At 66.9% G+C, this 23,462-nt stretch carries 20 protein-coding genes; 13 read left to right on the plus strand and 7 right to left on the minus strand.

What is annotated here, in order from left to right; all coding sequences use genetic code 11:
• Window positions 1–107 precede the first annotated feature (107 nt).
• Window positions 108–1,217, minus strand: coding sequence for a phosphoribosylformylglycinamidine cyclo-ligase (gene purM, locus IE187_RS00630; protein ID WP_189674691.1), 1,110 nt, complete (start codon window positions 1,215–1,217; stop codon window positions 108–110).
• 62 nt (window positions 1,218–1,279) lie between these two features.
• Between purM and IE187_RS00635 the strand changes: the two genes are divergently transcribed.
• The 4 genes from IE187_RS00635 to IE187_RS00650 are packed head-to-tail and all read left to right on the plus strand — an operon-like array spanning window position 1,280 to window position 6,923.
• Window positions 1,280–2,551, plus strand: a complete 1,272-nt coding sequence (locus IE187_RS00635; protein WP_189674692.1) for a heavy-metal-associated domain-containing protein — start codon at window positions 1,280–1,282, stop codon at window positions 2,549–2,551.
• Window positions 2,552–2,570: 19 nt separating this feature from the next.
• A complete protein-coding gene (locus tag IE187_RS00640; RefSeq protein WP_133191952.1) occupies window positions 2,571–3,206 on the plus strand; it encodes an HdaA/DnaA family protein in 636 nt (211 codons plus the stop codon).
• Complete coding sequence (locus tag IE187_RS00645) at window positions 3,203–5,380, plus strand: RNA degradosome polyphosphate kinase (protein WP_133188169.1); 2,178 nt, start codon at window positions 3,203–3,205, stop codon at window positions 5,378–5,380. Before IE187_RS00640 ends, IE187_RS00645 begins: the two co-directional genes overlap by 4 nt.
• Before the next feature lie 4 nt (window positions 5,381–5,384).
• Window positions 5,385–6,923, plus strand: a complete 1,539-nt coding sequence (locus tag IE187_RS00650) for a Ppx/GppA family phosphatase (RefSeq protein ID WP_229839162.1) — start codon at window positions 5,385–5,387, stop codon at window positions 6,921–6,923.
• Window positions 6,924–7,051: 128 nt separating this feature from the next.
• On the opposite strand, the gene rnd is transcribed toward IE187_RS00650, so the two are convergent.
• Entirely contained in the window at window positions 7,052–8,230 is a 1,179-nt protein-coding gene (rnd, locus tag IE187_RS00655; RefSeq protein ID WP_189674693.1) for a ribonuclease D, read from the minus strand.
• Between the two features lie 173 nt (window positions 8,231–8,403).
• Here rnd and aspS point away from each other — a divergent pair, with 173 nt between their 5' ends.
• On the plus strand, window positions 8,404–10,227 hold the full coding sequence (gene aspS / locus IE187_RS00660) for an aspartate--tRNA ligase (protein WP_189674694.1): 1,824 nt from the start codon (window positions 8,404–8,406) through the stop codon (window positions 10,225–10,227).
• A gap of 173 nt (window positions 10,228–10,400) precedes the next feature.
• A complete protein-coding gene (locus IE187_RS00665) occupies window positions 10,401–11,180 on the plus strand; it encodes a polyphosphate kinase 2 family protein (protein ID WP_189674695.1) in 780 nt (259 codons plus the stop codon).
• Window positions 11,181–11,206: 26 nt separating this feature from the next.
• Here IE187_RS00665 and IE187_RS00670 read toward each other — a convergent pair whose 3' ends face one another.
• Both IE187_RS00670 and IE187_RS00675 read right to left on the minus strand, forming a co-directional pair.
• Entirely contained in the window at window positions 11,207–11,653 is a 447-nt protein-coding gene (locus IE187_RS00670) for a hypothetical protein (RefSeq protein ID WP_189674696.1), read from the minus strand.
• Window positions 11,654–11,698: 45 nt separating this feature from the next.
• Window positions 11,699–12,328 carry a carbonic anhydrase gene (locus tag IE187_RS00675; protein WP_189674697.1) on the minus strand — a complete coding sequence of 210 codons (630 nt, stop codon included), beginning with the start codon at window positions 12,326–12,328 and terminating at the stop codon, window positions 11,699–11,701.
• Window positions 12,329–12,394: 66 nt separating this feature from the next.
• Between IE187_RS00675 and lipA the strand changes: the two genes are divergently transcribed.
• Window positions 12,395–13,315, plus strand: a complete 921-nt coding sequence (gene lipA, locus IE187_RS00680; protein WP_189674698.1) for a lipoyl synthase — start codon at window positions 12,395–12,397, stop codon at window positions 13,313–13,315.
• The gene (locus IE187_RS00685) at window positions 13,315–13,794 is read left to right on the plus strand and encodes a type II toxin-antitoxin system RatA family toxin (RefSeq protein ID WP_133188183.1); all 480 of its coding nucleotides are present in this window, start codon (window positions 13,315–13,317) and stop codon (window positions 13,792–13,794) included. Before lipA ends, IE187_RS00685 begins: the two co-directional genes overlap by 1 nt.
• On the opposite strand, the gene IE187_RS00690 is transcribed toward IE187_RS00685, so the two are convergent.
• From IE187_RS00690 to ispF, 3 genes are read right to left on the minus strand one after another with little or no spacing between them, the layout of a single operon-like run.
• On the minus strand, window positions 13,734–14,264 hold the full coding sequence (locus IE187_RS00690) for a CinA family protein (RefSeq protein WP_133188185.1): 531 nt from the start codon (window positions 14,262–14,264) through the stop codon (window positions 13,734–13,736). The genes IE187_RS00685 and IE187_RS00690 overlap by 61 nt on opposite strands.
• On the minus strand, window positions 14,257–14,778 hold the full coding sequence (locus tag IE187_RS00695; protein ID WP_189674699.1) for a hypothetical protein: 522 nt from the start codon (window positions 14,776–14,778) through the stop codon (window positions 14,257–14,259). The genes IE187_RS00690 and IE187_RS00695 overlap by 8 nt, the downstream gene beginning before the upstream one ends.
• Window positions 14,775–16,022, minus strand: a complete 1,248-nt coding sequence (gene ispF, locus IE187_RS00700; protein ID WP_189674700.1) for a 2-C-methyl-D-erythritol 2,4-cyclodiphosphate synthase — start codon at window positions 16,020–16,022, stop codon at window positions 14,775–14,777. The genes IE187_RS00695 and ispF overlap by 4 nt, the downstream gene beginning before the upstream one ends.
• A gap of 111 nt (window positions 16,023–16,133) precedes the next feature.
• On the opposite strand from ispF, the gene dusB reads away from it, so the two are divergent.
• The 5 genes from dusB to ntrX all read left to right on the plus strand — a co-directional run bounded on the left by dusB (window position 16,134) and on the right by ntrX (window position 23,309).
• On the plus strand, window positions 16,134–17,135 hold the full coding sequence (gene dusB / locus IE187_RS00705) for a tRNA dihydrouridine synthase DusB (protein ID WP_189674701.1): 1,002 nt from the start codon (window positions 16,134–16,136) through the stop codon (window positions 17,133–17,135).
• Window positions 17,111–18,193 (plus strand): two-component system sensor histidine kinase NtrB, encoded by a 1,083-nt coding sequence (locus IE187_RS00710; RefSeq protein ID WP_189675545.1) that lies wholly within the window; start codon window positions 17,111–17,113, stop codon window positions 18,191–18,193. Before dusB ends, IE187_RS00710 begins: the two co-directional genes overlap by 25 nt.
• Window positions 18,190–19,608: a nitrogen regulation protein NR(I) gene (gene ntrC / locus IE187_RS00715; RefSeq protein WP_189674702.1), complete on the plus strand. Its 1,419-nt coding sequence runs from the start codon at window positions 18,190–18,192 to the stop codon at window positions 19,606–19,608. Before IE187_RS00710 ends, ntrC begins: the two co-directional genes overlap by 4 nt.
• A gap of 104 nt (window positions 19,609–19,712) precedes the next feature.
• Entirely contained in the window at window positions 19,713–21,932 is a 2,220-nt protein-coding gene (locus IE187_RS00720; RefSeq protein ID WP_189674703.1) for a sensor histidine kinase, read from the plus strand.
• Between the two features lie 3 nt (window positions 21,933–21,935).
• Complete coding sequence (ntrX, locus tag IE187_RS00725) at window positions 21,936–23,309, plus strand: nitrogen assimilation response regulator NtrX (RefSeq protein WP_133188199.1); 1,374 nt, start codon at window positions 21,936–21,938, stop codon at window positions 23,307–23,309.
• Window positions 23,310–23,462 lie beyond the last annotated feature (153 nt).

Consider the following 23,462-nt stretch of genomic DNA (forward strand, 5'->3'; position numbering starts at 1 on the left):
CTTGCGGGAGGGGCTGGGGGTGGGCACCCGACATCGACGGTAGCTGACGGTGACCGCGCGCGCCCACCCCCGACCCCTCCCGCAAGCGGGAGGGGGGAAGACGACGTTCACCCATGGTTATGCGTCGCAGTCCAATCGGCACGACCGCCCCACGTCTCGACCGAGCCCGAAACCGTGCACCCGCGCACGCCAGCCTCGATCGTCCCGATCGCGAACACCGTCTCGCCCGCGGCCTCGAGCCCGGCGGTCACCGCCGCGACCTCGTCCGCGGCCACCACAGCGACCATCCCGATCCCGCAATTGAAGGTCCGCGCCATTTCCTCGGGCTCGATATTGCCCTGCGCCTGGAGGAACGCCATCAACCGTGGCTGCGCCCAGGCATCGGCGTCGATCTTCGCATGCGTGCCGTCGGGCAGCACGCGCGGAATGTTCTCGAGCAAGCCGCCGCCGGTGATGTGCGCCAGCCCCTTGATCCGCTTCTCCGCAAGCAACGGCAGCAATGCCTTCACGTAGATGCGCGTCGGCGCCATCAACGCATCGATCAGCAAGACGTCCGCATCGAACAGCGCCGGCCGGTCGAGCTTCCACCCTTTGTCGGCGGCAAGGCGGCGCACGAGCGAAAACCCGTTAGAATGCACACCAGCCGAGGCGAGCCCGAGCACGACGTCGCCCGGCGCGATCGCAGCGCCGGTCAACACCCGATCGCGCTCTACCGCCCCGACGCAGAAGCCTGCGAGATCATAATCGTCGGCGGCATACATCCCCGGCATCTCGGCCGTTTCACCACCGATCAGTGCGCAGCCCGCCTGGCGACAGCCCTCGGCGATCGAGGCGATCACGCGCTCGGCGACCGCGGGGTCGATCTTGGCGGTCGCATAATAATCGAGGAAGAAGAGCGGTTCGGCACCCTGGACGATCAGATCGTTCGCACACATCGCAACCAGATCGATCCCGACCCCGTCATGCGCATTGTGCTCGATCGCGAGCTTGAGCTTGGTCCCGACCCCGTCGTTCGCCGCGACGAGCAGGGGATCGACGAACCCCGCCGCCTTGAGATCGAACAGACCGCCAAAGCCGCCGAGTTCGGCATCGGCACCCGGCCGACGCGTCGCCTTGGCGAGCGGTGCGATCGCGCGCACCAGCGCATTGCCAGCGGCAATCGAGACGCCCGCTTGGGCATAGGTGTAGGACTCGGTGTCCGGGTTCGTTTCGCTCATCGTGCCCGCCTAGCCATATCCTGCTTGGATTTCCACGCCTCCTTCGCCAAAAGGGCGCCGACATGTCGATCCGCCGCCTTTCCACGCCCGTAAAGTTCGCTGCGGCGCTCGCCCTGACCGCGTCGGGAGGGCTGGTGCTCGCGCAAGTCGACGATCCCGATCAAGGTGTCGCCGCCGCCGACAGCTCGGGCAGCTATGAAGTGAGCGGCATTCAAATCGACGTTACCGGCAAGAGCGCCGAGGCCGCGCGCTATGCCGGGTGGCGGATCGCGCAGCGCAAGGGTTGGGACATGCTATCGCGCCGGATGGGCAGGGGCGGGGGCACGCTGCCCGACGGTACGCTCGACGCGATGGTGTCGGGGATTGTCGTCGAGAACGAACAGATCGGCCCCAACCGCTACGTCGCCAAGCTCGGCGTGCTCTTCAGCCGGGCGCGTGCCGGGTCGATCCTCGGCGTTTCGGCCGAGGCGTCGCGCTCGTCGCCGATGCTGACGATTCCGATCGAAGTGAGCGGCGGGGTCGCCACCGGCTTCGAACAGAAGACCGCCTGGCAGGACGCGTGGAGCCGCTATCGCACCGGCAACAGCGCGGTCGATTATGTCCGCCCGACCGGCACCGGCGCCGACGCGCTATTGCTCAACCTCGGCCAGACCGAACGTCCGGGTCGCGGCTGGTGGCGCGTCGTGCTCGATCAATATGGCGCGACCGATGTGCTCGTGCCCAAGGTCACGCTGCGCCGCGAATGGCCCGGCGGGCCGATTATCGGCGTGTTCGAGGCGCGGCATGGCCCCGACAACCGGCTCGTCACGCAGTTCACGCTGCGCGTCGACCGCGCCGACGCGCTCGCTGTTTTGCTCGACGCGGGCGTCAAGCGGATCGACGAAGCCTATCAGGCGGCGTTGCGCGGCGGCGGGCTCAGCGGCGATTCCGGCCTCGCCTATGTCACGCCCGTCGCCACGCCGACGCCGGTCGCCACGCCAACCGAAGTCGTCCCGATCGATCTCGGGATCGACGGCTTGCCGGGCCCCGCCGCGACCAAAAGCGGCGCTACGATCACGGTCCAGGTCGACACGCCCACCGCCGGCTCGGTCACGGGAACCGAGAGTGCGCTTCAGGCGATCCCTGGCGTTCGCTCGGCGATCACCACGAGTCTCGCGATCGGCGGCGTGTCGGTGCTGCGCGTCGCATATGACGCCGATCCGGCGGTATTGCGCGCCGCGCTCGAAGCGCGCGGTTGGAGCGTGAGCGCGAGTGGATCGACGCTCCGCATCCGCCGCGGCGGTTCGGCGGGGCAGGGGAGCCAGCCCACCCCTACCGATTCGCCGACGGGGTGATCTGATGCTCCCGGCACAAATGGCACTTCCGCTCGACTGGCCAGCCGATCCGCGTGACGATGAATTCCTGATCGGGGATTCGAACATGCGGGCGGTGCAGCAGCTCGAACATTGGAGCACCTGGCCCGTGATGGCCGTCGTCGTCACCGGCCCGCGCAAATCGGGTCGCAGTCTGCTGGCGCGCATCTTCGCGGCCAAGACCGGCGGCGGGTTGATCGACGATGCCGAGCGGCAGAACGAGACGAGCATCTTCCACGCGTGGAACCGCGCGCAGGAGGATCGCCGCCCGGTCGTGATCGTCGCCGACGCACCGCCGCCCGAATGGTCGATCAAGCTCCCCGACCTGCGATCGCGCCTTGCCGCGAGCCCTACGGTGCGGATCGGCGATCCCGACGAGGCGCTGATGCGCGCAATCTTCGAGCGTCAGTTCCTCAGGCGTGGTATCGACGCGCGGCCGGAGGTGATTCAATGGCTCGTCCTGCGGGTGGAACGCACCCATATCAGCTTGCTGCGCACGGTCGATCTGCTCGACCAGGCGCTGCTGGCGCGGCACAAGCGCCTGTCTATCCCGCTCGCACGGGTGACGTTGATCGAAGCCGGACTGATCCCGGGCGCGGCACCCGACTTGTTCCCCGAATCGACGGAAACCCGATGACCCGCCCAGCCCATCTCGCGAGCCTGGACCATGACGACGATCCGTTTGCGGGCAGCGAGGGGAGCGACCGCTATTTCAATCGCGAGCTCTCCTGGCTCGCCTTCAACCGCCGCGTGCTCGAGGAAGCGTGCAACACCGCGCATCCGCTGCTCGAGCGTGTGCGCTTCTTGTCGATCTCGGGGTCGAACCTCGACGAATTCTTCATGGTCCGCGTGGCTGGGCTCAAGGGCCAGCAGCTTCAAGACGTCGCGCGGTTGTCGAACGACGGACTGACGTCGGGCCAGCAGCTCGCCGCGATCGTTGCCGAGGCCGATGCGCTGGTGACGAGCCAGCGCGACGTGTGGCGCGACTTGCGCCGTCAGCTCGCCGAGACCGGCATCGCGGTGCTCAGCTCGCGGACGATCGACGAGGCGCTGTCGGGCGAGGATCTCGCCTGGCTCGAAACACAGTTCCGCGAGCAGCTCTTCCCGATCCTGACCCCGCAAGCGCTCGACCCCGCGCATCCCTTCCCGTTCATCCCCAACAAGGGGCTCGCGGTGATGTTCGACCTCGTCCGCATCTCGGACGACCAGCCGATCCGCGAGCTTGTCATGATCCCCGCGCCGATGCCGCGCTTCCTGCGCTTGCCGGGCGAGAAGGCGCGCTACATCGCGGTCGAATCGCTGGTGAAGCGTTTCGCCCCGCTCGTCTTCCCGGGCTACCGCGTGATCGGCGGCGCCGAGTTCCGCGTGCTGCGCGACAGCGATCTCGAGATCGAGGAAGAAGCCGAGGATCTCGTTCGCTACTTCGCCAATGCGATCAAGCGGCGTCGGCGCGGCCGCGTAATCCGGCTCGAACTCGAAAGCGGCATGCCCAAGCGGCTCGGCTCGGTGCTCCGCGACGAACTCGGCGGCGCGGATTGCTTCGTCACCGAGAGCGGCGCGTTTCTCGGCGTCGGCGATCTCGAGGCGATCGTCGACGAGGATCGCCCCGATCTCAAATTCCCGCCCTTCTCGCCGCGTTTCCCCGAGCGAGTTCGCGAATATGGGGGCGACTGCTTCGCCGCGATCAAGGCGAAGGACATCGTCGTCCACCACCCGTACGAGACCTTCGACGTGGTGCTCGCCTTCCTCAAGCAAGCCGCCGCCGACCCCGACGTCGTCGCGATCAAGCAGACGCTGTACCGCGCCGGCAAGCAGCCCGCCGTCATCAACGCGCTGATCGCCGCGGCCGAAGCGGGCAAGTCGGTCACCGCGGTGGTCGAATTGAAGGCGCGCTTCGACGAGGAACAGAATTTGCTGTGGGCCTCGGCGCTCGAACGCGCGGGCGTCCAGGTCGTCTATGGCTTCATCGACTGGAAGACGCACGCCAAGGTCTCGATGGTCGTCCGCCGCGAGAGCGGGCAATACCGGACCTACTGCCATTTCGGGACGGGCAATTACCACCCGATCACCGCCAAGGTGTATACCGACCTCAGCTTCTTCACCGCCGACCCGCGGCTCGGGCTCGATGCCGCGCAGATGTTCAATTACATCACCGGCTATGTCGAACCCGAGAACATGGCGCTGATCAGCCTATCGCCGCGCGACTTGCGCCCGCGGCTGATGCGGCTGATCGATACCGAGATCGCCAACGCCAAGGCCGGCCGCCCGGCCGCGATCTGGGCGAAGATGAACTCGGTGGTCGACCCGGCGGTGATCGACAAGCTCTACGAAGCGAGCGACGCCGGAGTGCAGATCGACCTCATCATCCGCGGGATCTGTTGTCTCAAGCCCGGTGTCCCGGGCCTGTCGGAGAACATCCGCGTGAAATCGGTGATCGGCCGCTTCCTCGAGCACAGCCGCATCTGGTGCTTCGGCAATGGCGGGATGCTGCCCAACGACGGCGCGCAGGTGTTCATTTCCTCCGCGGACTGGATGCAGCGCAATTTCGATCGCCGGATCGAATATATGCTGCCGATCGAGAACAAGACCGTCCACCAGCAGATCCTCGACCAGGTGATGGTCGCCAATCTGATCGACAACGAACAGAGTTGGGAGCTGCAGGGCGACGGGTCATACGTCCGCACGCAGCCGGGCGACCGGCCGTTCAACCTGCATCGCTATTTCATGACCAACCCGTCGCTGTCGGGGCGCGGCGCCTCGCTCGCGGCGAGTGGTTCGGTGCCAAAGCTTTCGCTCCGAAATCGGCGCTAAGCCGATGGACACCACCCCCAGGATCTCGGCGGCGTCACCTGACAACGCTGTCTCCGGTAATCGCGTCGTCGCGCGCGAGCAGGATCCCGCCGAGCCGCGCACCGCGATCATCGATATCGGATCGAATTCGATCCGCCTCGTTGTCTATCAAGGGCCTGAGCGAATGCCCGCGACCTTGTTCAACGAGAAGGTGATGGCCGGGCTCGGCCGCGGCCTGGCCGAGACTGGCGCGATTGCCGAGACAGGCATCACGGTGGCCAAGGACGCGCTCGCGCGCTTCGCTGCTGTTGCGCGCGAGATGGAAGTGACCCGGCTGCGCACCGTCGCGACCGCAGCGGTGCGCGATGCCTCGAACGGTAAGGTCCTGCTCGATGCGGCGCGCGATCTCGGGCTCGAGGTCGAATTGCTCAGCGGCGAGCAGGAAGCGACCGGTGCCGGCTACGGCGTGTTGTCTGCGATCCCGCAGGCCGATGGTATCGTCGGCGATCTCGGCGGCGGCAGCCTCGAGCTGATCCGCATTCGTGGCGGCAAGGTCGGCGACCGCGTGTCCTTCCCGCTCGGCGTCCTGCGCATCGGCGCGATCCGCGACAAGGGGCCGGGCGTGTTGCAGCGCGAGGTCGCGCGTGCGCTCGATCGCGCGGGCTGGACGGGGAAGGGGGCGGGGTTGCCGCTCTATCTCGTCGGCGGATCATGGCGCGCGCTCGCGCGGCTCGACATGCACCTCGGCAGTTACCCGCTTCCCGTGATCCACGAATATGCGATGTCCGCCGAAGCGATCGCGCGGATGGGGCGGACGATCAGCCACGTCAACAAGAGCTGGCTGCGCGCGATCCCGGGCCTGTCCGCCGCACGCGCGGCAACGCTGAGCGACGGGACCGCGCTGCTCGTGTCTTTGCTCAAACATCTCGGCAGCGACACCACGATCGTCTCGGCCTTCGGGCTGCGCGAAGGACTGCTCTACGGCGCGCTAGACCCGGACGTCCGCGCGCAGGATCCGCTGATCGTCGCTACGCGCGACGAAGGCCGGCGGCATGGCCGCTTCGCCGAGCATGGCGACTTGCTCGATCGCTGGATCGCGCCGCTCTTCACGCGCGACCGGCCCGAAATGGCGCGACTGCGGCTCGCGGCGTGCTTGCTCGCCGATGTCGGTTGGCGCGCCAATCCCGAGTTCCGCGCAGAGCGTGGCGTCGAGGTCGCGCTCCACGGCAATTGGGTCGCGGTCGACGCGCGCGGTCGCGCGCTGATCGCGCAGGCGCTCCACACGAGTCTGGGGGGCGGGGTCAACACGCCAGCGCCGCTCGCGGTGCTCGCCGATCCGCTCGACTTGAAGCGCGCGGTGCATTGGGGGCTGGCGATGCGGCTCGGGCAGCGGATGAGCGGTGGGCTCGCCGGACCGCTCCAGCGCTCGTCGCTCGCCGACGATGGCGAGACGGTGACGCTGCGCGTGAAGAGCAGCGATATCGCGCTGTATAGCGAGACGGTCGAGCGGCGTCATGCCTCGCTGGCAACGGCGCTGGGACGCAAGGCGGTGATCGTAGAGTAGCCTCCCGTCACCCCGGGCTCGTCCCGGGGTCCACCGGGATACGCGCACAACACGCGCAGGACGCGCGGCACGGTGGACCCCGGCACAAGGCCGGGGTGACGGACGGGGTTAAGTTCGTCGAACGTCGGCTAAACCGCGATATCCTCGGTCCGCGTCATCTTGAGCTTGCCGTTGACCACCGCAAACGCCAGCCGCCCCTCGACCAGATCGAGCGCGTCGCGCCCGAACTGCTCGAAGCGCCAGCCCTGCAGGATCGACAGCCCCTCGCGCTGCCCAGCCGCGAGCGCGTCGATATCGTCTGTCCGAGCCAGCAACCGCGCGGCGACGTCGATTTCTTTCGAGCGGATCTTGAGCAGCAGCTTGAGCAGATCGGCGACCAGCGCGCCGTCCTTGCCCATCCCCGGCTTGCGGTCGTCGCGCGACGGCAGTTCGTCGGCCGACATCGGCTCGGCATGCTCGAGCGCCGCCATCAGCCGCGCGCCGATGTCGTTCTGCGCCCAGGTCGCGGAAAGCCCGCGCACCTTGGCGAGATCGGCCTGCCGCTTGGGCGCATGGCCCGCGAGATCGGCGATCGTCTCGTCCTTGACGATCCGCCCGCGCGGCAGATCCTTGCCGCGCGCCTCGATCTCGCGCCAGCGCGCCAGCGCCTTCAAGCGGCCGAGCACCTCGGGCTTGCGGCTCGGCACCTTGATCCGGCGCCACGCTTCCTCGGGATCGTTGGCGTAATTCTTGGGATCGCCGAGCCGCTCCATCTCCTGGTCGAGCCACGCGCCGCGACCGGTCTTGCGCAGCCGCTCGAGCATCTTGGGGAATATCTTGGCGAGATGCGTCACGTCGCCGATCGCATATTCGATCTGGCGCGCGTCGAGCGGCCGGCGGCTCCAATCGGTGAAGCGCGCGCCCTTGTCGACCGTGATGCCGAGCCAGGCATCGACGAGGTTCGAATAGCCGACCTGCTCGCCTTGCCCCAGCGCCATCGCCGCGACTTGCGTGTCGAACAGTGGATGCGGCGTCGTGCCGGTGAGGTTGTAGACGATTTCGAGGTCCTGCCCACCGGCATGGAAGACCTTGAGCACGTCCTCGTTATTGACCATGAGCTGGAGCAGCGGGCTCATGTCGAGCCCCGGCGCGAGCGGGTCGATCGCCGCCGCCTCGTTCTCATCGGCGATCTGGATCAGGCAGAGTTCGGGCCAGAAGGTGTTCTCGCGCATGAACTCGGTGTCGATGCAGACGAAATCGGCTTGCGACATTCGGGCGCAGAGATTGGCGAGGGTGGCACTGTCGGTGATCAGGGGATGGATATGCATCTCCACCCCATAGCGAGGGTCGCGCGCCTTGACAAAGGCGGGTTGTAGAGGGAAGCGCATCGACCATATTCGCCGTCGCCCCGGCGGAGGCCGGGGCCGCTGCGTTGTCAGGCGTTGCGCTCCGATACACAGCGGCCCCGGCCTTCGCCGGGGCGACGAACATGAGAAGATCTATGCACGCTTATCGCACTCATACTTGCGCCCAGCTCCGCGCCGCGGACGTCGGCACCACGGTTAAGCTGTCGGGCTGGGTCCATCGCAAGCGCGATCACGGCAATCTGCTGTTCGTCGATCTGCGCGACCATTACGGCATCACGCAGATCGTCACCGACAGCGACAGCCCGGCGCACGCCGTGCTCGACAAGCTGCGCCCCGAGTCGGTCGTGACGATCACCGGCGAGGTCGTCGCCCGCTCGGCCGAGACGGTGAACGCCAACCTTCCATCGGGCGAGATCGAAATCCGCGCGCGCGACGTCGTCGTCCAGTCGTTCGCGCATGAGCTGCCCATGCCGGTGTTCGGCGAGGCCGAATATCCCGAGGAAATCCGCCTCAAGTACCGCTATCTCGATCTGCGCCGCGAGCGGCTCCACGCCAACGTGCTGCTGCGCTCGAACGTCATTTCGTCGCTGCGCCAGCGGATGATCGGGCAGGGGTTCACCGAATTCCAGACACCGATCCTCACCGCCTCTTCGCCCGAAGGCGCGCGCGACTATCTCGTCCCCAGCCGCGTCCATCCCGGCAAGTTCTACGCGCTCCCGCAGGCGCCGCAGATGTTCAAGCAGCTGCTGATGGTCGCGGGCTTCGACCGCTATTTCCAGATCGCACCGTGCTTCCGCGACGAAGACGCGCGCGCCGATCGGTCTCCGGGTGAATTCTACCAGCTCGATTTCGAGATGAGCTACGTCACGCAGGACGACGTCTTCGCCGCGATCGAGCCCGTGCTCCACGGCGTGTTCGAGGAATTCGCCAACTGGCAGGGCAAGGGTCGCACCGTCTCGGCGCTGCCGTTCAAGCGCATCCCGTACCGCGAATCGATGCTCAAGTACGGCAACGACAAGCCTGACCTGCGCAACCCGCTGATCATCACCGACGTGTCCGAGCACTTCAAGGGTTCGGGCTTCGGTCGCTTTGCCTCGATGGTCGAGGGCGGCGACGTCGTCCGCGCGATCGCGGCGCCGAACACGCACGAGAAGAGCCGCAAGTTCTTCGACGAGATGAACAGCTGGGCGCAGAGCGAAGGCTTCCCCGGCCTCGGCTATGCGACGCAGAAGGACGGCGTGTTCGGCGGCCCGATCGCCAACAACCACGGCCAGGATGGCATGAAGGCGATCGCCGAGGCGCTCGGCCTCGGCCCTAACGACGGCATCTTCTTCGCAGCCGGCAAGGCGGCGCAGGCCGCCAAGCTTGCCGGCCTTGCGCGCACGCGCGTTGCCGACCAGCTCGGCCTGATCGACGACAAGCGCTTCGAATTCTGCTGGATCGTCGATTTCCCGATGTTCGAATATGACGAGGACGCCAAGAAGGTCGACTTCAGCCACAACCCCTTCTCGATGCCGCAGGGCGAGATGGAAGCGCTCGAGACCAAGGATCCGCTCGATATCCTCGCGTTCCAGTACGACATCGTCTGCAACGGCATCGAGCTGTCGTCGGGCGCGATCCGGAACCATCGCCCCGAGATCATGTACAAGGCGTTCGAGATCGCTGGCTATACACAGGCCGATGTCGATACGAACTTCGCGGGCATGATCAACGCGTTCAAGTTCGGCGCGCCGCCACATGGCGGGTCGGCGCCGGGCGTCGACCGCATCGTCATGCTGCTGGCCGACGAACCCAACATTCGCGAGGTCATCACCTTCCCGATGACGCAGAAGGCCGAGGATCTGATGATGGGCGCGCCCAACTTCGCGACGCCCAAGCAGCTCAAGGAATTGAACCTCCGCTCGACCGCCGGCGTCGCGACCGCGAAGCCCGCAGACGAAGCGGTGCGTCCGGCCTAACGCTCTCCCGTTTCGGGAAGGCCTGGCGCGAAAAGGCTCCCCTCCCGCGCGAGGGGGCTGCCCGTAAAGACTCCCCTCCCGCTTGCGGGAGGGGCTGGGGGCGGGCAGTGTCACCCCATGACAACGAACCGCGCATTTCCTCTCCCAACTCCTCGCGCCAGCGGGAGGAGACTATGACGATCCAACTCTCCGACTACGAATCGGGCAAACCATTCGACGGCGATTACGACGCCGAGCTCAAAAAGCTCCAGACGCGCCTGTCGCATATCCAGGTCGCGCACATCGTCCACCGCAAACGCGCGATCGTCCTGCTCGAAGGCTGGGATGCGGCGGGCAAGGGCGGCATCATCCAGCGGCTGTGCGCCGACTGGGATCCGCGCAATTTCGAGGTCTGGCCAATCAAGGCGCCGACCCAGGACGAGCTCGATCGGCACTTCCTGTGGCGCTTCTGGACCAAGCTCCCGGCGTGCGGCGACATCGCGGTGTTCGATCGCAGCTGGTACGGCCGTGTGCTCGTCGAGCGCGTCGAAAGCTATGCCAAGGACGCCGAGTGGAAGCGCGGTTACGACGAGATCAACGAATTCGAGGCGCAGCAAGCCGATTCGGGAACGACGATCGTCAAGTTGTTCGTCCATGTCTCGACCAAGGAGCAGGACGAGCGGCTCGCCAGCCGGCTCGATCATCCCTGGAAGCGCTGGAAGACCGGCGCCGACGATTATCGCAACCGCGAGAAGCGGCCGGCGTATCTCGACGCGATGCACGACATGTTCAAGCGCACCGATACGCGCTGGGCACCGTGGACGGTGATCGACGGCAACGACAAGAAAGCCGGCCGCATCGCCGCGCTCACCGCGATCGCCGAGCGGCTCGAGGCGCATGTCGACATGACGCCACCCGAGCTCGACCCGGCAATCGAGGCGATCGCGCGCAAGGCGCTGGCACGCAAGCCCTGACGGGCCGGCGCGTCAGCGGCGCGCGATCAGATCCATAGCAGGACGAGCGGGACGATCGTTCCCGCGACGAGCATTGCGATCGAGACCCGTCGCATCGAGCGGATCGACAGTGCAATCACCAGGCCCGTGATCGTCGAAGCGCACAAGGCGATCGACAGCAGGACGACGAAGATCTTGAGCGGCAGCGGGGACGGCCGCTTGGGGCCGGCGCGCTCGGCCTCGCCGCGCGGCTTGGCCGCTTCGCCGGTGGGCTTGGGTTGCTCGGCGCGCGGCGGGCGGGGCGGGCCCTGATCCTTGTGGACGCTGGCGATCCACACGATCCAGTTCGGCGGCGTGCCGCCATAGCCGCGCGCTTCCTGCAGCCGGAAGGTTTGCAACGCACCGCTGACCGAGAACAGCAGGATCATCGGCGCGAAGAATAGGCCGAGATAATGGTGATAGCGGCGCAAGGTCCGCAGCGTGTTGGGTCTCATCCGCGATGTGCTACGCGAACGATACGACTCGGGCAATTGCGGACCTTACGCGGGTGCGAAGTCGCCCGTTTCGTCCATCACATGCAGCACGCCGTCGGCAATCGCGAAATAGGCGCCGCGCAACCGCAGCGTCCCGGCGGCTTCGGCTTCGCGGATGTTGGGGAAGGTGCGGAGATTGGCGATGCTGACGCGCACCGTTTCGAGCTCCATCTCGCGGATCGCGGCGGGGCCAGTGCCGTGCTCGGCGACGATCCGGTCACGCGCCGAATCGAGCATGTCGATCCAATGCGCGATGAAGCCGCCTTCGCCCGGCGCCTTGCCCTCGAACGCGCGCGTCAGCGCCGCGTTGACGCCGCCGCACGATCCGTGGCCCATCACGACGATCTCGCCGACCTTGAGCTGGCTCACCGCGAATTCGAGCGCGGCCGAAACGCCGTGGCGCGACCCGTCGAGCTCGAACGGCGGCACCAGATTGGCGACGTTGCGGACGACAAAGATCTCGCCCGGCGACGTGTCGAACACTTGCGCTGGATCGACTCGGCTGTCCGAACACGCGATCACCATTACCTTGGGGCTCTGCCCCTCGGCCAATTCCGCCCAGCGGTCGCGCTGACGGATGTAGTCGGTGGAACGGAAGCGGTGATACCCGCCGACGAGGTCGCTGAAATCGGTCATGTGCTGCTTTTAACGGAGGAGAAGAGGGGGTGGCAAGCCGCGTCGTCAATCGCTATCTGCACAGCCATGAACGAGATGTCCCCGCTCGCCCGCCCGCCCCGTGAACGCAAGCCCGACTGGCTGCGGGTGAAGGCGCCCACTTCGGCGGGGTTCGCCGCGACCCGCGAACTGATGCGCTCGAAGAGCCTGACGACCGTCTGCGAAGAAGCGGCCTGCCCCAACATCGGTGAATGCTGGAGCAAGAAACACGCGACGGTGATGATCCTCGGCGATACCTGCACGCGCGCCTGCGCGTTCTGCAACGTCAAGACGGGGATGCCGCGCGCGGTCGATAAACTCGAACCGCAGAATGTCGCCGATGCGGCGGCGCAGATGGGTTTGCAGCACATCGTCGTAACCTCGGTCGATCGTGACGATCTGCCCGACGGCGGCGCGTCGCAGTTCGTCAAGGTGATCCAGGCGCTCCGCGCGACCACGCCGACGACGACGATCGAAATCCTCACCCCCGATTTCCGCAACAAGACGCAAGCCGCGGTCGAGTCGATCGTCGAGGCCGGCCCCGACGTCTACAACCACAATCTCGAGACCGTCCCGCGGCTCTACACGACGATCCGCCCGGGTGCCCGCTACTACGCATCGCTGCGCTTGCTTGAGAGCGTCAAGCGCCACGACCCGCGGATCTTCACCAAGTCGGGCGTCATGCTCGGACTCGGCGAGGAGCGGCTCGAAGTCCATCAAGTGATGGACGACATGCGAAGCGCCGAAATCGACTTCCTGACGATGGGGCAGTACCTTCAGCCCACTCCGCGCCACGCCAAGGTGATGGACTTCATCCCGCCAGCTACGTTCGACGCGTATGCAGCGATCGCGCGCGCGAAGGGCTTCCTGCTCGTGGCAAGCTCGCCGCTGACGCGCTCGAGCTATCACGCCGGCGACGATTTCGCCCGCCTGCGTGCCGCGCGTGAGGCAAAGTTCGCAGTCCGGTAATGCCGCGTCATTCCGAAACCCGGCGATTGCCCTACACTCCAGAGCAGATGTTCGATCTGGTCGCCGATGTCGGCCGCTATGCCGAGTTCCTCCCATGGGTCTCGGCGATCCGCGTCCGCTCGAACAGCGCGACCGAGCTTACCGCCGACATGATCGTCGGGTTCAAGGGCCTGCGCGAGACCTTCACCTCGAAGGTCGACAAGGAACGCCCCAACCGCATCCATGTCGAATATCTCGACGGGCCGCTCAAATATCTGCGCAACGACTGGGTGTTCCGGCCCGACGGGGCGGGTTGCGCGGTCGACTTCACCGTCGACTTCGCGTTCAAGAACCGCGTGTTCGAAATGCTCGCGGGCCAGGTGTTCGGCACCGCGCTGCGCAAGATGATCGGCGCGTTCGAGGACCGCGCGGCGGTGCTTTACGCGTCGCCCGCGGCCTCGGGTGGCAATAGCAGCTCGAGCGCGCACAGCGCCGCCTGAAGCCGCACCCCGCCGCGTCCGAGATTGCCGAAATCCTTGCGATCGGCGACGACATGTCCCGGATCGGCACCGCGTTCGGCGCGTGCGAAGACGACGGTGCCGACAGGCTTTTTCTCGGTCCCACCGCCTGGCCCCGCGACGCCGGTAATGGCCACGGCAATGTCGGCGCCAGTCGCCTCGAGCGCGCCCTGCGCCATGCTCCACGCGGTCGCCACCGACACCGCCCCGAAGGTCTCCAGCACATCGGCGCTGACGTTGAGCATCTCGAGCTTGGCGTCGTTCGAATAGGTCACGAACCCGCTCTCGAACATCTCGGACGATCCCGGGATCTCGGTCAGCGCCGCCGCGACGAGCCCGCCGGTGCAGCTTTCCGCCAGCGTCACGCGGCGTCCGGCTGCGAGATTGGCGGTGACGACCTTGCGCGCTGCCTCGACCAGCTCGGCGGGCAGGATCGAATCGATCTTATCCATGGGTCGGGCAAATCGAGAAGGGTGCGCGCGTCTTGCTGCGGCCGGTACCGAGCTGGAACAGTTCGACCACCAGCGCGGCGGTGTTGGCGACGGGCAGCGGAGCGAGCAGCCCGGTGATGCGATCGATCCGCGGGCAGTCGCCGGGCTTGATGTCCTTGGCGATCAGCGGCCCCATGATCGTCGAGATCAGCGGGCGCAGCACGTCGGGGTTCATGTCACGCAGCTGTTCACCGCCGAGCTTGCCGATCGCCGGCTTTGCGGCGACCCACGCCGCATCGCCATTGGCGCGATAGCGCGCGATCAGCGCGGGGAGCCCCGCGCGCAGCGTCGCCGTCGCCGGGAGCGCCGTCGCACACGTCTTGCCGACCGCGTCGAGCACGTCAGGCAGCGCGACCTGGACGAGCGACTGCCCTTCTTGCGTGGTGAGGCATGGCAGGTCGGTCGGGGCCGCTTGCGCGCCGACCATCGCGGTCGCCCCGATCCAGAGTGCTGCGAATGTGCGCAATCGCTTCATTTCTTGCCCCCTGGAACGCGGACCGTCGCCGCCGCCTGCGCCGCGATGCCTTCGCCGCGCCCGGTGAAGCCGAGCCGCTCGGTCGTCGTCGCCTTGATGCTGACCTGATCCGTGTCGAGCTGCAAGAGGTCTGCGATCCGGTCGCGCATCGCAGCGCGGTGCGGGCCGATCTTGGGCTCCTCGCACATCAATGTCAGATCGACGAAATCGATGATCCCGCCGCGCTCGGTGATGAGCGAGGCGGCATGCTGGAGGAACTGCGCCGAGTCGGCACCACGCCATTGCGGGTCGCTCGGCGGGAAGTGCGTGCCGATATCGCCCGCCGCGATCGTGCCAAGCAGCGCATCGGTGATCGCGTGGAGCGCGACGTCGGCGTCGCTGTGTCCCGACAGGCCCTTGTCGTGCGGAATCTTGACGCCACCGAGCCACAGCTCCTCGCCTACTTCGAGCCGATGGACGTCGAACCCGGTCGCCATGCGCGTGCGCAGCGTGGTGGCGAGGCGGTCCTCGGCGGCGGCGAAATCGGCGGGGTGGGTGATCTTCTCGAGCATGGGGTCTCCTGCGACCAGCGCGACGCTGCCGCCGGCGGCACGCACCATTTGCGCGTCGTCGGTCGGTTCGTCACCCGATCCGTCATTTGGCCAGCCGCGATGCGCGGCGAGGGCGGTTGGAAAGAGAAAGGCCTGTGGTGTCTGGATGCGATGCAGCGAGTCGCGCGGCACGGTTTCCCCGAGCTCGGCATCGCCCTTGGCGAGCGTGTCGGCGACGGGAAGGGCAGGGACGGCGCCGTCATGCGTATCGAGCGCGGCGAGCAGTCGATCGATGACCGCGGCGCTGAGGAACGGCCGGGCGGCGTCATGGATCAGGACTCGCGCTACCCCATCCGTCGCCCCGGCGGAGGCCGGGGCCGCTGCGTTGTTCGCGTCGTTCGCTACAACGAGGCGGCCCCGGCCTTCGCCGGGGAGACGGTCGAGCGCTTCCAGGCCGGCGAGCACCGACAACCGCCGCGAAGCGCCGCCGATCACATACTCCACTTCGCCAAGCGCCGCGCGCAACGCCGCTTCCTGACCAGCGCCGATCACCACGATAACCCGGTCGATCGCCGGATGCGCTGACAGCGCAGCATAAGAGTACGCCAGCACGGCCTTGCCGCAGAGCGGCGCATATTGCTTGGGGATCGGGCTGCCCGAGCGCACGCCGGTTCCTGCGGCGACGATCAACGCAGCGGTGCGGGGGTTCGTCATGCGATGAGCGCCTAGCCCAACCGCGCGCGACCCGCCAGCCCAGCTGCATATGCTTGCCGCTTCGCGCCCTTTCCCCTATAGGCTGCCCGTTTTTCAGGCAGACCCTATCCCGTGACTTCGCGCCTCGCCCCGCTCCAGATTGGCCCCGTGACGATCGCCTCGCCGGTGATTCTCGCACCGATGACGGGCGTTACCGACATGCCGTTCCGCACGCTCGTGCGGCGCTATGGTTCGGGGCTCAACGTCACCGAGATGGTGGCGAGCCAGGCCGCGATCCGTGAGACGCGCCAGTCGCTGCAAAAGGCCGCCTGGGCACCGATCGAGAACCCCGTCTCGATGCAGCTGGTCGGCTGCACGCCGTACGAAATGGGCGAGGCGGCAAAGCTCAGCGAGGATCGCGGCGCCGCGATCATCGACATCAACATGGGCTGCCCAGTGCGCAAGGTCACCAACGGCGATGCCGGCTCGGCGCTGATGCGCGATCTCGACATGGCGGGCGCAATCATAAAGGGCGTGGTCGATGCGGTCAGCGTTCCCGTCACGCTGAAGATGCGGATGGGTTGGGACCATGCAAGCCTCAACGCGCCTGAGCTGGCGCAGATCGCGCAGGATCTCGGGGTCAAGCTCGTCACCGTCCACGGCCGCACGCGCAACCAGATGTACAAGGGCAATGCCGACTGGGCGTTCATCCGCTCGGTCAAGGACGCGGTGAGCATCCCGGTGATCGCCAATGGCGACATTAATTCGATCGAGGACGCCGAGGCGGCGCTCGAACAGTCGGGCGCCGACGGCATCATGATCGGCCGCGGATCGTACGGTCGCCCGTGGCTGCTCGGCCAGGTGATGGAATGGTTCGCCACTGGCCGGCGCGTCGAAGATCCCTCGATCGAAGAGCAATACACCGTCATTGCTGAGCATTACGAAGCGATGCTCAGCCATTATGGCAACGAGACCGGGGTCAACATGGCGCGCAAGCATATCGGCTGGTACACGCGCGGCCTCCACGGCTCGGCCGAGTTCCGCAACAAGGTCAATCAGATCCCCGACCCCAAGGTCGTCAAGGCGATGCTCGCCGAATTCTACGCCCCCTGGTGCAGCCGCGCCGCCGCGTGAAGGCGATCGGGGGACCAGATTTCGCCGATCTGTTCGCGGCGCTGCCCGTGGCGGTGCTCGTCGTCGATGGCACCGGCTGCATCGTCTTCGCCAATGCCGAATGCGAGACGCTGCTCAACCTCTCGGAACGCGCGATGCTCGGCCATCCGCTCGTCTCGGTGATGACCCCGCCGAGCCAGCCAAACGCCCGCGACAATCACGGGCTCGCCGCGTTCGACACCGAGATCGCGCTCAAGCGTGGCGGCAAGATCCGCGTCGACTATATCGAGACGCGCGTCGCCGATCATCCCGGCTGGCACACCATCACGCTGCACCATGCGGCCACCTCGCGCCGGATGGGGCACAGCGCCGACCGCGCCGCGGCGGCGCGCGCCGCGATCGGCGCGGCGGCGATGCTCGCGCATGAGATCAAGAATCCGCTATCGGGCATCCGCGGCGCGGCGCAATTGCTGTCGAACGGGAAGGGCGCCGAGGAACTGACGACGCTCATCACCACCGAGGTCGACCGCATCGCCGCGCTGATCGACCGGATGCAGGATTTCACCGATACGCGGCCCTTGAAGCTCGCGCCCGAGAACATCTATCCGCTGCTCGGCCATGCGCGCCGCGTCGCGCTCGCCGGCTTTGCGCGCCACGTGACGATCGAGGAGCGGTTCGATCCGTCGCTCCCCACGGTCCAGCTCGATCGCGATGCGATCCTGCAAGTCGTGCTCAACTTGCTCAAGAATGCCAGCGAAGCGACGAGCGAGCAGGCCGATGCGCGGATCACGCTCGCCACCGCCTATCGTCACGGCATGGCGGTCGCGCCCGCCCCCGGAAAGCCGCGTCAGCGCTTGCCGATCGAGATCTGCGTGAGTGACAATGGCCCCGGCCCACCCGCCGACATTGCCGAACATCTGTTCGACCCGTTCATCTCGGGCAAGCCGGAGGGGCAGGGGCTCGGCCTCGCGCTCGTCGACAAGCTGGTGCGCGACATGGGCGGGATCATCCAGTTCGCGCGCGAGGGAGCCCCGCCAATGACCGTCTTCCGCATCCTGCTCCCGCGAGGCGATGCGTGAGCCGCACCGGCCGGATCCTCGTTCTCGACGACGATGCCGCGATCCGCACCGTCGTCGGGCAAGCGCTAAAGCGCGACGGCCACCGCGTGCTGACCGCCGCGACGATCGCCGAGGCCGAGGTGCAGATCGCGACGGCTTTGCCAGACGTGCTGATCAGTGACGTCAAGCTGCCAGACGGCAACGGGCTCGATCTGGTCGAGCGTATCGTGCTGGCGCATCCCGGGCTCCCCGTCATCGTGCTGTCGGCGCAGAACACGCTGACGACGGCGGTGCGATCGACCGAAGTCGGCGCGTTCGATTATCTGCCCAAGCCCTTCGATCTCGATGCGCTCTCACGCACCGTGCAGAGCGCGCTGTCGCGTGGGTCGGGCGGCATCGCGGAGCCGATCGAGGCCGAGGACCGCGCGCTGCCGCTGATCGGGCGATCGCCCGCGATGCAGGACGTCTACCGCATCATCGCACGCGTCGTGTCGAACGACCTTACCGTGCTCGTCTCGGGCGAATCGGGGACCGGCAAGGAACTCGTCGCGCGCGCCATCCACGATCTCGGACCGCGCCGCCGCTCGCCGTTCATCGCGCTCAACATGGCGGCGATCCCGCGCGACCTGATCGAGGCCGAGCTGTTCGGCCACGAACGCGGGGCCTTTACCGGCGCGCAGGCGCGCTCGGCCGGGCGCTTCGAGCAGGCTGCGGGCGGCACTTTGTTCCTCGACGAGATCGGCGACATGCCGATGGAAGCGCAGACGCGGCTGCTGCGCGTGCTGCAATCGGGCGAGTTCACCACGGTCGGCGGCGCGCGGACGATTCGGGCGGACGTCCGCATCGTTGCAGCGACCAATCGTGAGCTCGCACAGCTCGTCGCGGGCGGGCAATTCCGCGAAGATCTGTTCTACCGCCTCAATGTCGTGCCCGTGATGCTGCCCGCGCTTCGCGCCCGGCGGCAGGACATCGCCTTGCTGGCACGCCATTTCCTCGACCGTGCGGCCGAGGACGGGCTCCCGCGCAAGCAGCTCGATACCGATGCGATCGCCGTGCTCGAAGCCTATGACTGGCCGGGCAACGTCCGCGAGCTCGAGAACATGATGCGCCGCGTCGCGGTGCTCGCGCGCGACGAGCGAATCGACGCCGACGAGGTCCGCGCGACCCTCGGCGGTGCGATGTCGTCGGTCGCGACGCACGTCGATGCCGGCATCGACGCTGCGATCCGTGCGCGGATCGAGCGACTGGCGATCGAGGAACCCGCCGCGCTCGACGACGGGACGCTCTATGACCGGATCATCGCCGAGGTCGAACGGCCGCTGATCGAGGCACTCCTTGCGCGCCACGGGCAGAACCAAGTGCGCACCGCGCGGGCGCTCGGGATCAACCGCAATACGCTGCGCAAACGACTCGACGTGCTTGGAATCGACCCCTGATTGGCCCGCGACGACGCCGGGAGGGGGCCCGAAGGGGGCCGAAGTGCGATAGATTACAGTTTTGTGTGTTTTCCTTGCAACGCAAGCGTTGTAGCAATGTCACGATGAGCGACGCTTCGGCCTCTCCTGTGTCTGTGCCGGCCTCGCGGTCGTGGATCAGCGTGACACCCGCGCTCGAGCTTTCGGTCGTCGCTGGTGCGATCGCGATCGCGGTCGCAAGCTATTTCGTCATCGCGAGCGGTGCCGCCTCGCAGAGCCTGCTCAGCCCTGCCGTCGTCGCCTTGCTGCTCGTGTCGAACCTGCTGCCCGGCGTCGCATTGCTCGTCCTGCTCGGCCGCCGCGTCGCGATGCGCCGTGCCGCGCGCTCGCCAATTGGTGGGCGCGGGCGGCTCCACGTTCGGCTCGTCGCGATCTTCTCGATGGTCGCCGCGGTACCGACTTTGCTCGTCGTGATCTTCGCCTCGCTGCTGTTCCAGTACGGCGTGCAATTCTGGTATTCCGACCAGGCGCGCGACATGATCGAGAACGCCACCGGGGTCGCTAAGACGTCGTACCAACAAATGCTCAAGCGCTGGCAGCAAGCTACCGTAACTGCAGCGCAGGACATCGCCGGCTATCCTGAGTTCAAGTCGGGTTCACCGGCTTTCGAAAACATTTTCTTTTACCAGATTTACTTCCGCAGCCTGTCGGACGGCTTCATCTTTTCCGCCAGTCCCAAGAACGACATTCAGCCGATCTACGCAATCAACCCCGATAAGCTCGACTTGCGCAACGAGATCAGCGTCACAGATCTCAACCAGGTGCGGGCCGGGACGCCGAGCGTGACGACAGTCAAAGGTAACCGCATCGAGACGCTGACTGCGATCCCGGGAACGACAGACCAGTATTTCCTGAGTGTGGCGATCTCCGACGTCAAGGTGATGGAGGAACAGTCGCGCCGCAGCACCGAAGTGCTTGCGACTTATCGCGATCTGCTGGTCAAGGCGCGTTCGTTGCAGCTCAAGTTCAACGCCGCTCTGCTCGCCATTTCGCTGCTGATCGTCGCGATCGCGGTGTGGATCGCGCTCGCCGTCGCCGATCGCCTCGTGCGCCCGGTCGGCGAACTGGTCGCCGCCGCGCACCGCGTCGCCGCGGGTGACCTCGGCGCGCGTGTGCCGACGCCGACGACCGACGACGAAGTCGGCACGCTCGCCAACGCCTTCAACGGCATGACCAGCCGCCTGCAGACGCAGAACAGCGCGCTCGAAAGCCGCCGTGCGCTGATCGAGGCGGTGATGTCGGGGGTAACCGCAGGCGTCATCTCGGTCGCGCCCGACGGGACGATCCGGCTGATCAACCGCTCGGCGGTCACCTTGCTCGACGGCGCCGAGGATACGCTAGCCGGCAAGCCGCTCAGCCTGATCTCGCCCGAGCTTGCCGCTTTGGTCGAAGGCAAGGAGCGCGAGGCGATCGTCGAGCTCGGCGCGGGCGGGGGCGAGGCGCGCACGCTCGCGGTCAAGGTCACGCGCGCGGCGGAAGGCCCGATCCTGACCTTCGACGACATCACCGGGCAATTGCTCGACCAGCGGCGCGCCGCTTGGTCCGACGTCGCGCGCCGGATTGCGCATGAGATCAAGAACCCGCTGACCCCGATCCAGCTCGCCGCCGAGCGGCTCCAGCGCCGCTATGGCAAGCAGATCGACCCCGAGGACACGACCTTCGCGCGCTTGACCGAGACGATCATCCGCCAGGTCGGCGATCTGCGCCGGATGGTCGACGAATTCTCCTCGTTCGCGCGGATGCCGAAGCCCGTCTTTCGCGAGGAATCGCTCGTCGATCTCGCGCGCCAGACGATGTTCCTCCACGAAGTCGCGCACCCCGGCATCGTCTTCACGCTGACGCATGACGATCCCGGCCCGATCCTGGTGTGCGACCGCCGCCAGATCGGCCAGGCGCTGACCAATATCGTCAAGAACGCGGTCGAAGCCGTCGAGGCGCATACCGACGCGCTCTCGGCCGAAATCGCGATGACGGTGAGCGAAGGCGAGGGGCATGCCACCCTGACGCTCGCCGACACTGGCATCGGGCTCCCCGCCAATCGCGACCGCATTGTCGAGCCCTATGTCACGACGCGCGCGCGCGGCACCGGGCTTGGCCTCGCGATCGTCAAGAAGATCGTCGAGGAACATTGCGGCACGATCGCCTTCGACGACCGCCCCGGGGGGGGCACGATCGTTACCGTGCGTTTCGACACGGCGATGCTTGCCAATCTCGACCAGGGTGATGGAGGCGATGGGGGCATCGCCGACACGCCCGCACCCGCCCTTTTACAGAACCGGACCTGAGCCATGCCCCTCGACATCCTCGTCGTCGATGACGAACGTGACATTCGCGATCTGGTCGCCGGCGTCCTCGAAGACGAAGGCTATGGCGCGCGCGTCGCTGCCGACAGCGACTCGGCGCTCGAGGCGATCTCGGTGCGCCGCCCGTCGCTCGTCTTGCTCGACGTCTGGCTCCACGGCTCGCGGCTCGACGGGCTCGAACTGCTCGACGAGATCAAGCGGCGCGATCCGTCGATCCCCGTGCTGATGATCTCGGGCCATGGCAATCTCGACACCGCCGTTGCCGCGATCCGCCGCGGTGCCGCCGATTTCATCGAAAAGCCGTTCGAGGCCGAGCGCCTGCTGCTGATGGTCGCGCGCGCGACCGAGACCGAGAGCCTGCGTCGCGAGATCGCGTCTTTGCGCGAATCGGTCGGGCAGAACAACGATCTCACCGGAAATTCCGCCGCGATCAACGGGGTGCGCGCGACCTTGAAGCGCGTCGCCGCGACGGGCAGCCGCGTGCTGATCATGGGCTCGGCGGGCGTCGGCAAGGAAGTCGCCGCACGGTTGCTCCACGGTTGGAGCCAGCGCGCCAATGCGCCGTTCGTCATCGTCAATGCAGCAAGGATGACGCCCGAACGCGTCGAGGAGGAACTGTTCGGCGCCGAGGAAGCCGGCCAGCTCGTCCGGTCGGGGCTGCTCGAGCAGGCGCATGGCGGGACGCTGTTCCTCGACGAGATCGCCGACATGCCGCTCGCCACGCAAGGCCGCATCCTGCGCGTGCTGACCGACCAGAGCTTCAGCCGCGTCGGCGGGCAGCGCATCGTCAAGGTCGACGTCCGCGTCGTCTCGGCAACCGCGCGCGACCTGACGCACGAGATCGCGGAAGGGCGCTTCCGCGAGGATCTCTATTATCGCCTCAACGTCGTCCCCGTCGCGATCCCCGGCCTCGCTGAGCGACGTGAGGACATTCCCGCGCTGATCGACCATTTCATGGCGCATTACGCGTCCGAACGTCGCGTGCCGACCCCTGAAGTCGCGCCCGACGCTATGGTCGCGCTGCAATCGTACGAATGGCCTGGCAATGTCCGCCAGCTGCGCAACGTGGTCGAGCGTACGATCATCATGGCGCCGGGCGACCGGATCGGGCGGATCGACCTCGACATGCTGCCGGCCGACATCCTCGGCGATCCGGGCGAGCTCGGCGGAAGCGGGACGGCGATCATGGGCTCGCCGCTGCGCGAGGCGCGCGAGACGTTCGAGCGTGAGTATCTGCGCGTGCAGATCCGGCGCTTCTCGGGCAATATCTCGCGGACGGCGAACTTCATCGGGATGGAGCGCTCGGCGTTGCACCGGAAGCTCAAATTGCTGGGGATCACCGAGGTGCGAGAGGATTGAGGGGCGGGCGGGGACTGACGCGGTTATTCCAGTCGCGTCCGGTCTCTCGATGATCGGGCAGTCTCAAGCGCTCGGCGCCGCAATTCTCCGCCGCTGGTACGATCGCGAACGCGGGCCTGAGGCGCGTCCCGGAAGAGCGTTGAAGATTTCCAA

The organism is Sphingomonas glacialis (assembly GCF_014653575.1).
GTDB classification, from domain to species: Bacteria; Pseudomonadota; Alphaproteobacteria; order Sphingomonadales; family Sphingomonadaceae; genus Sphingomonas; species Sphingomonas glacialis.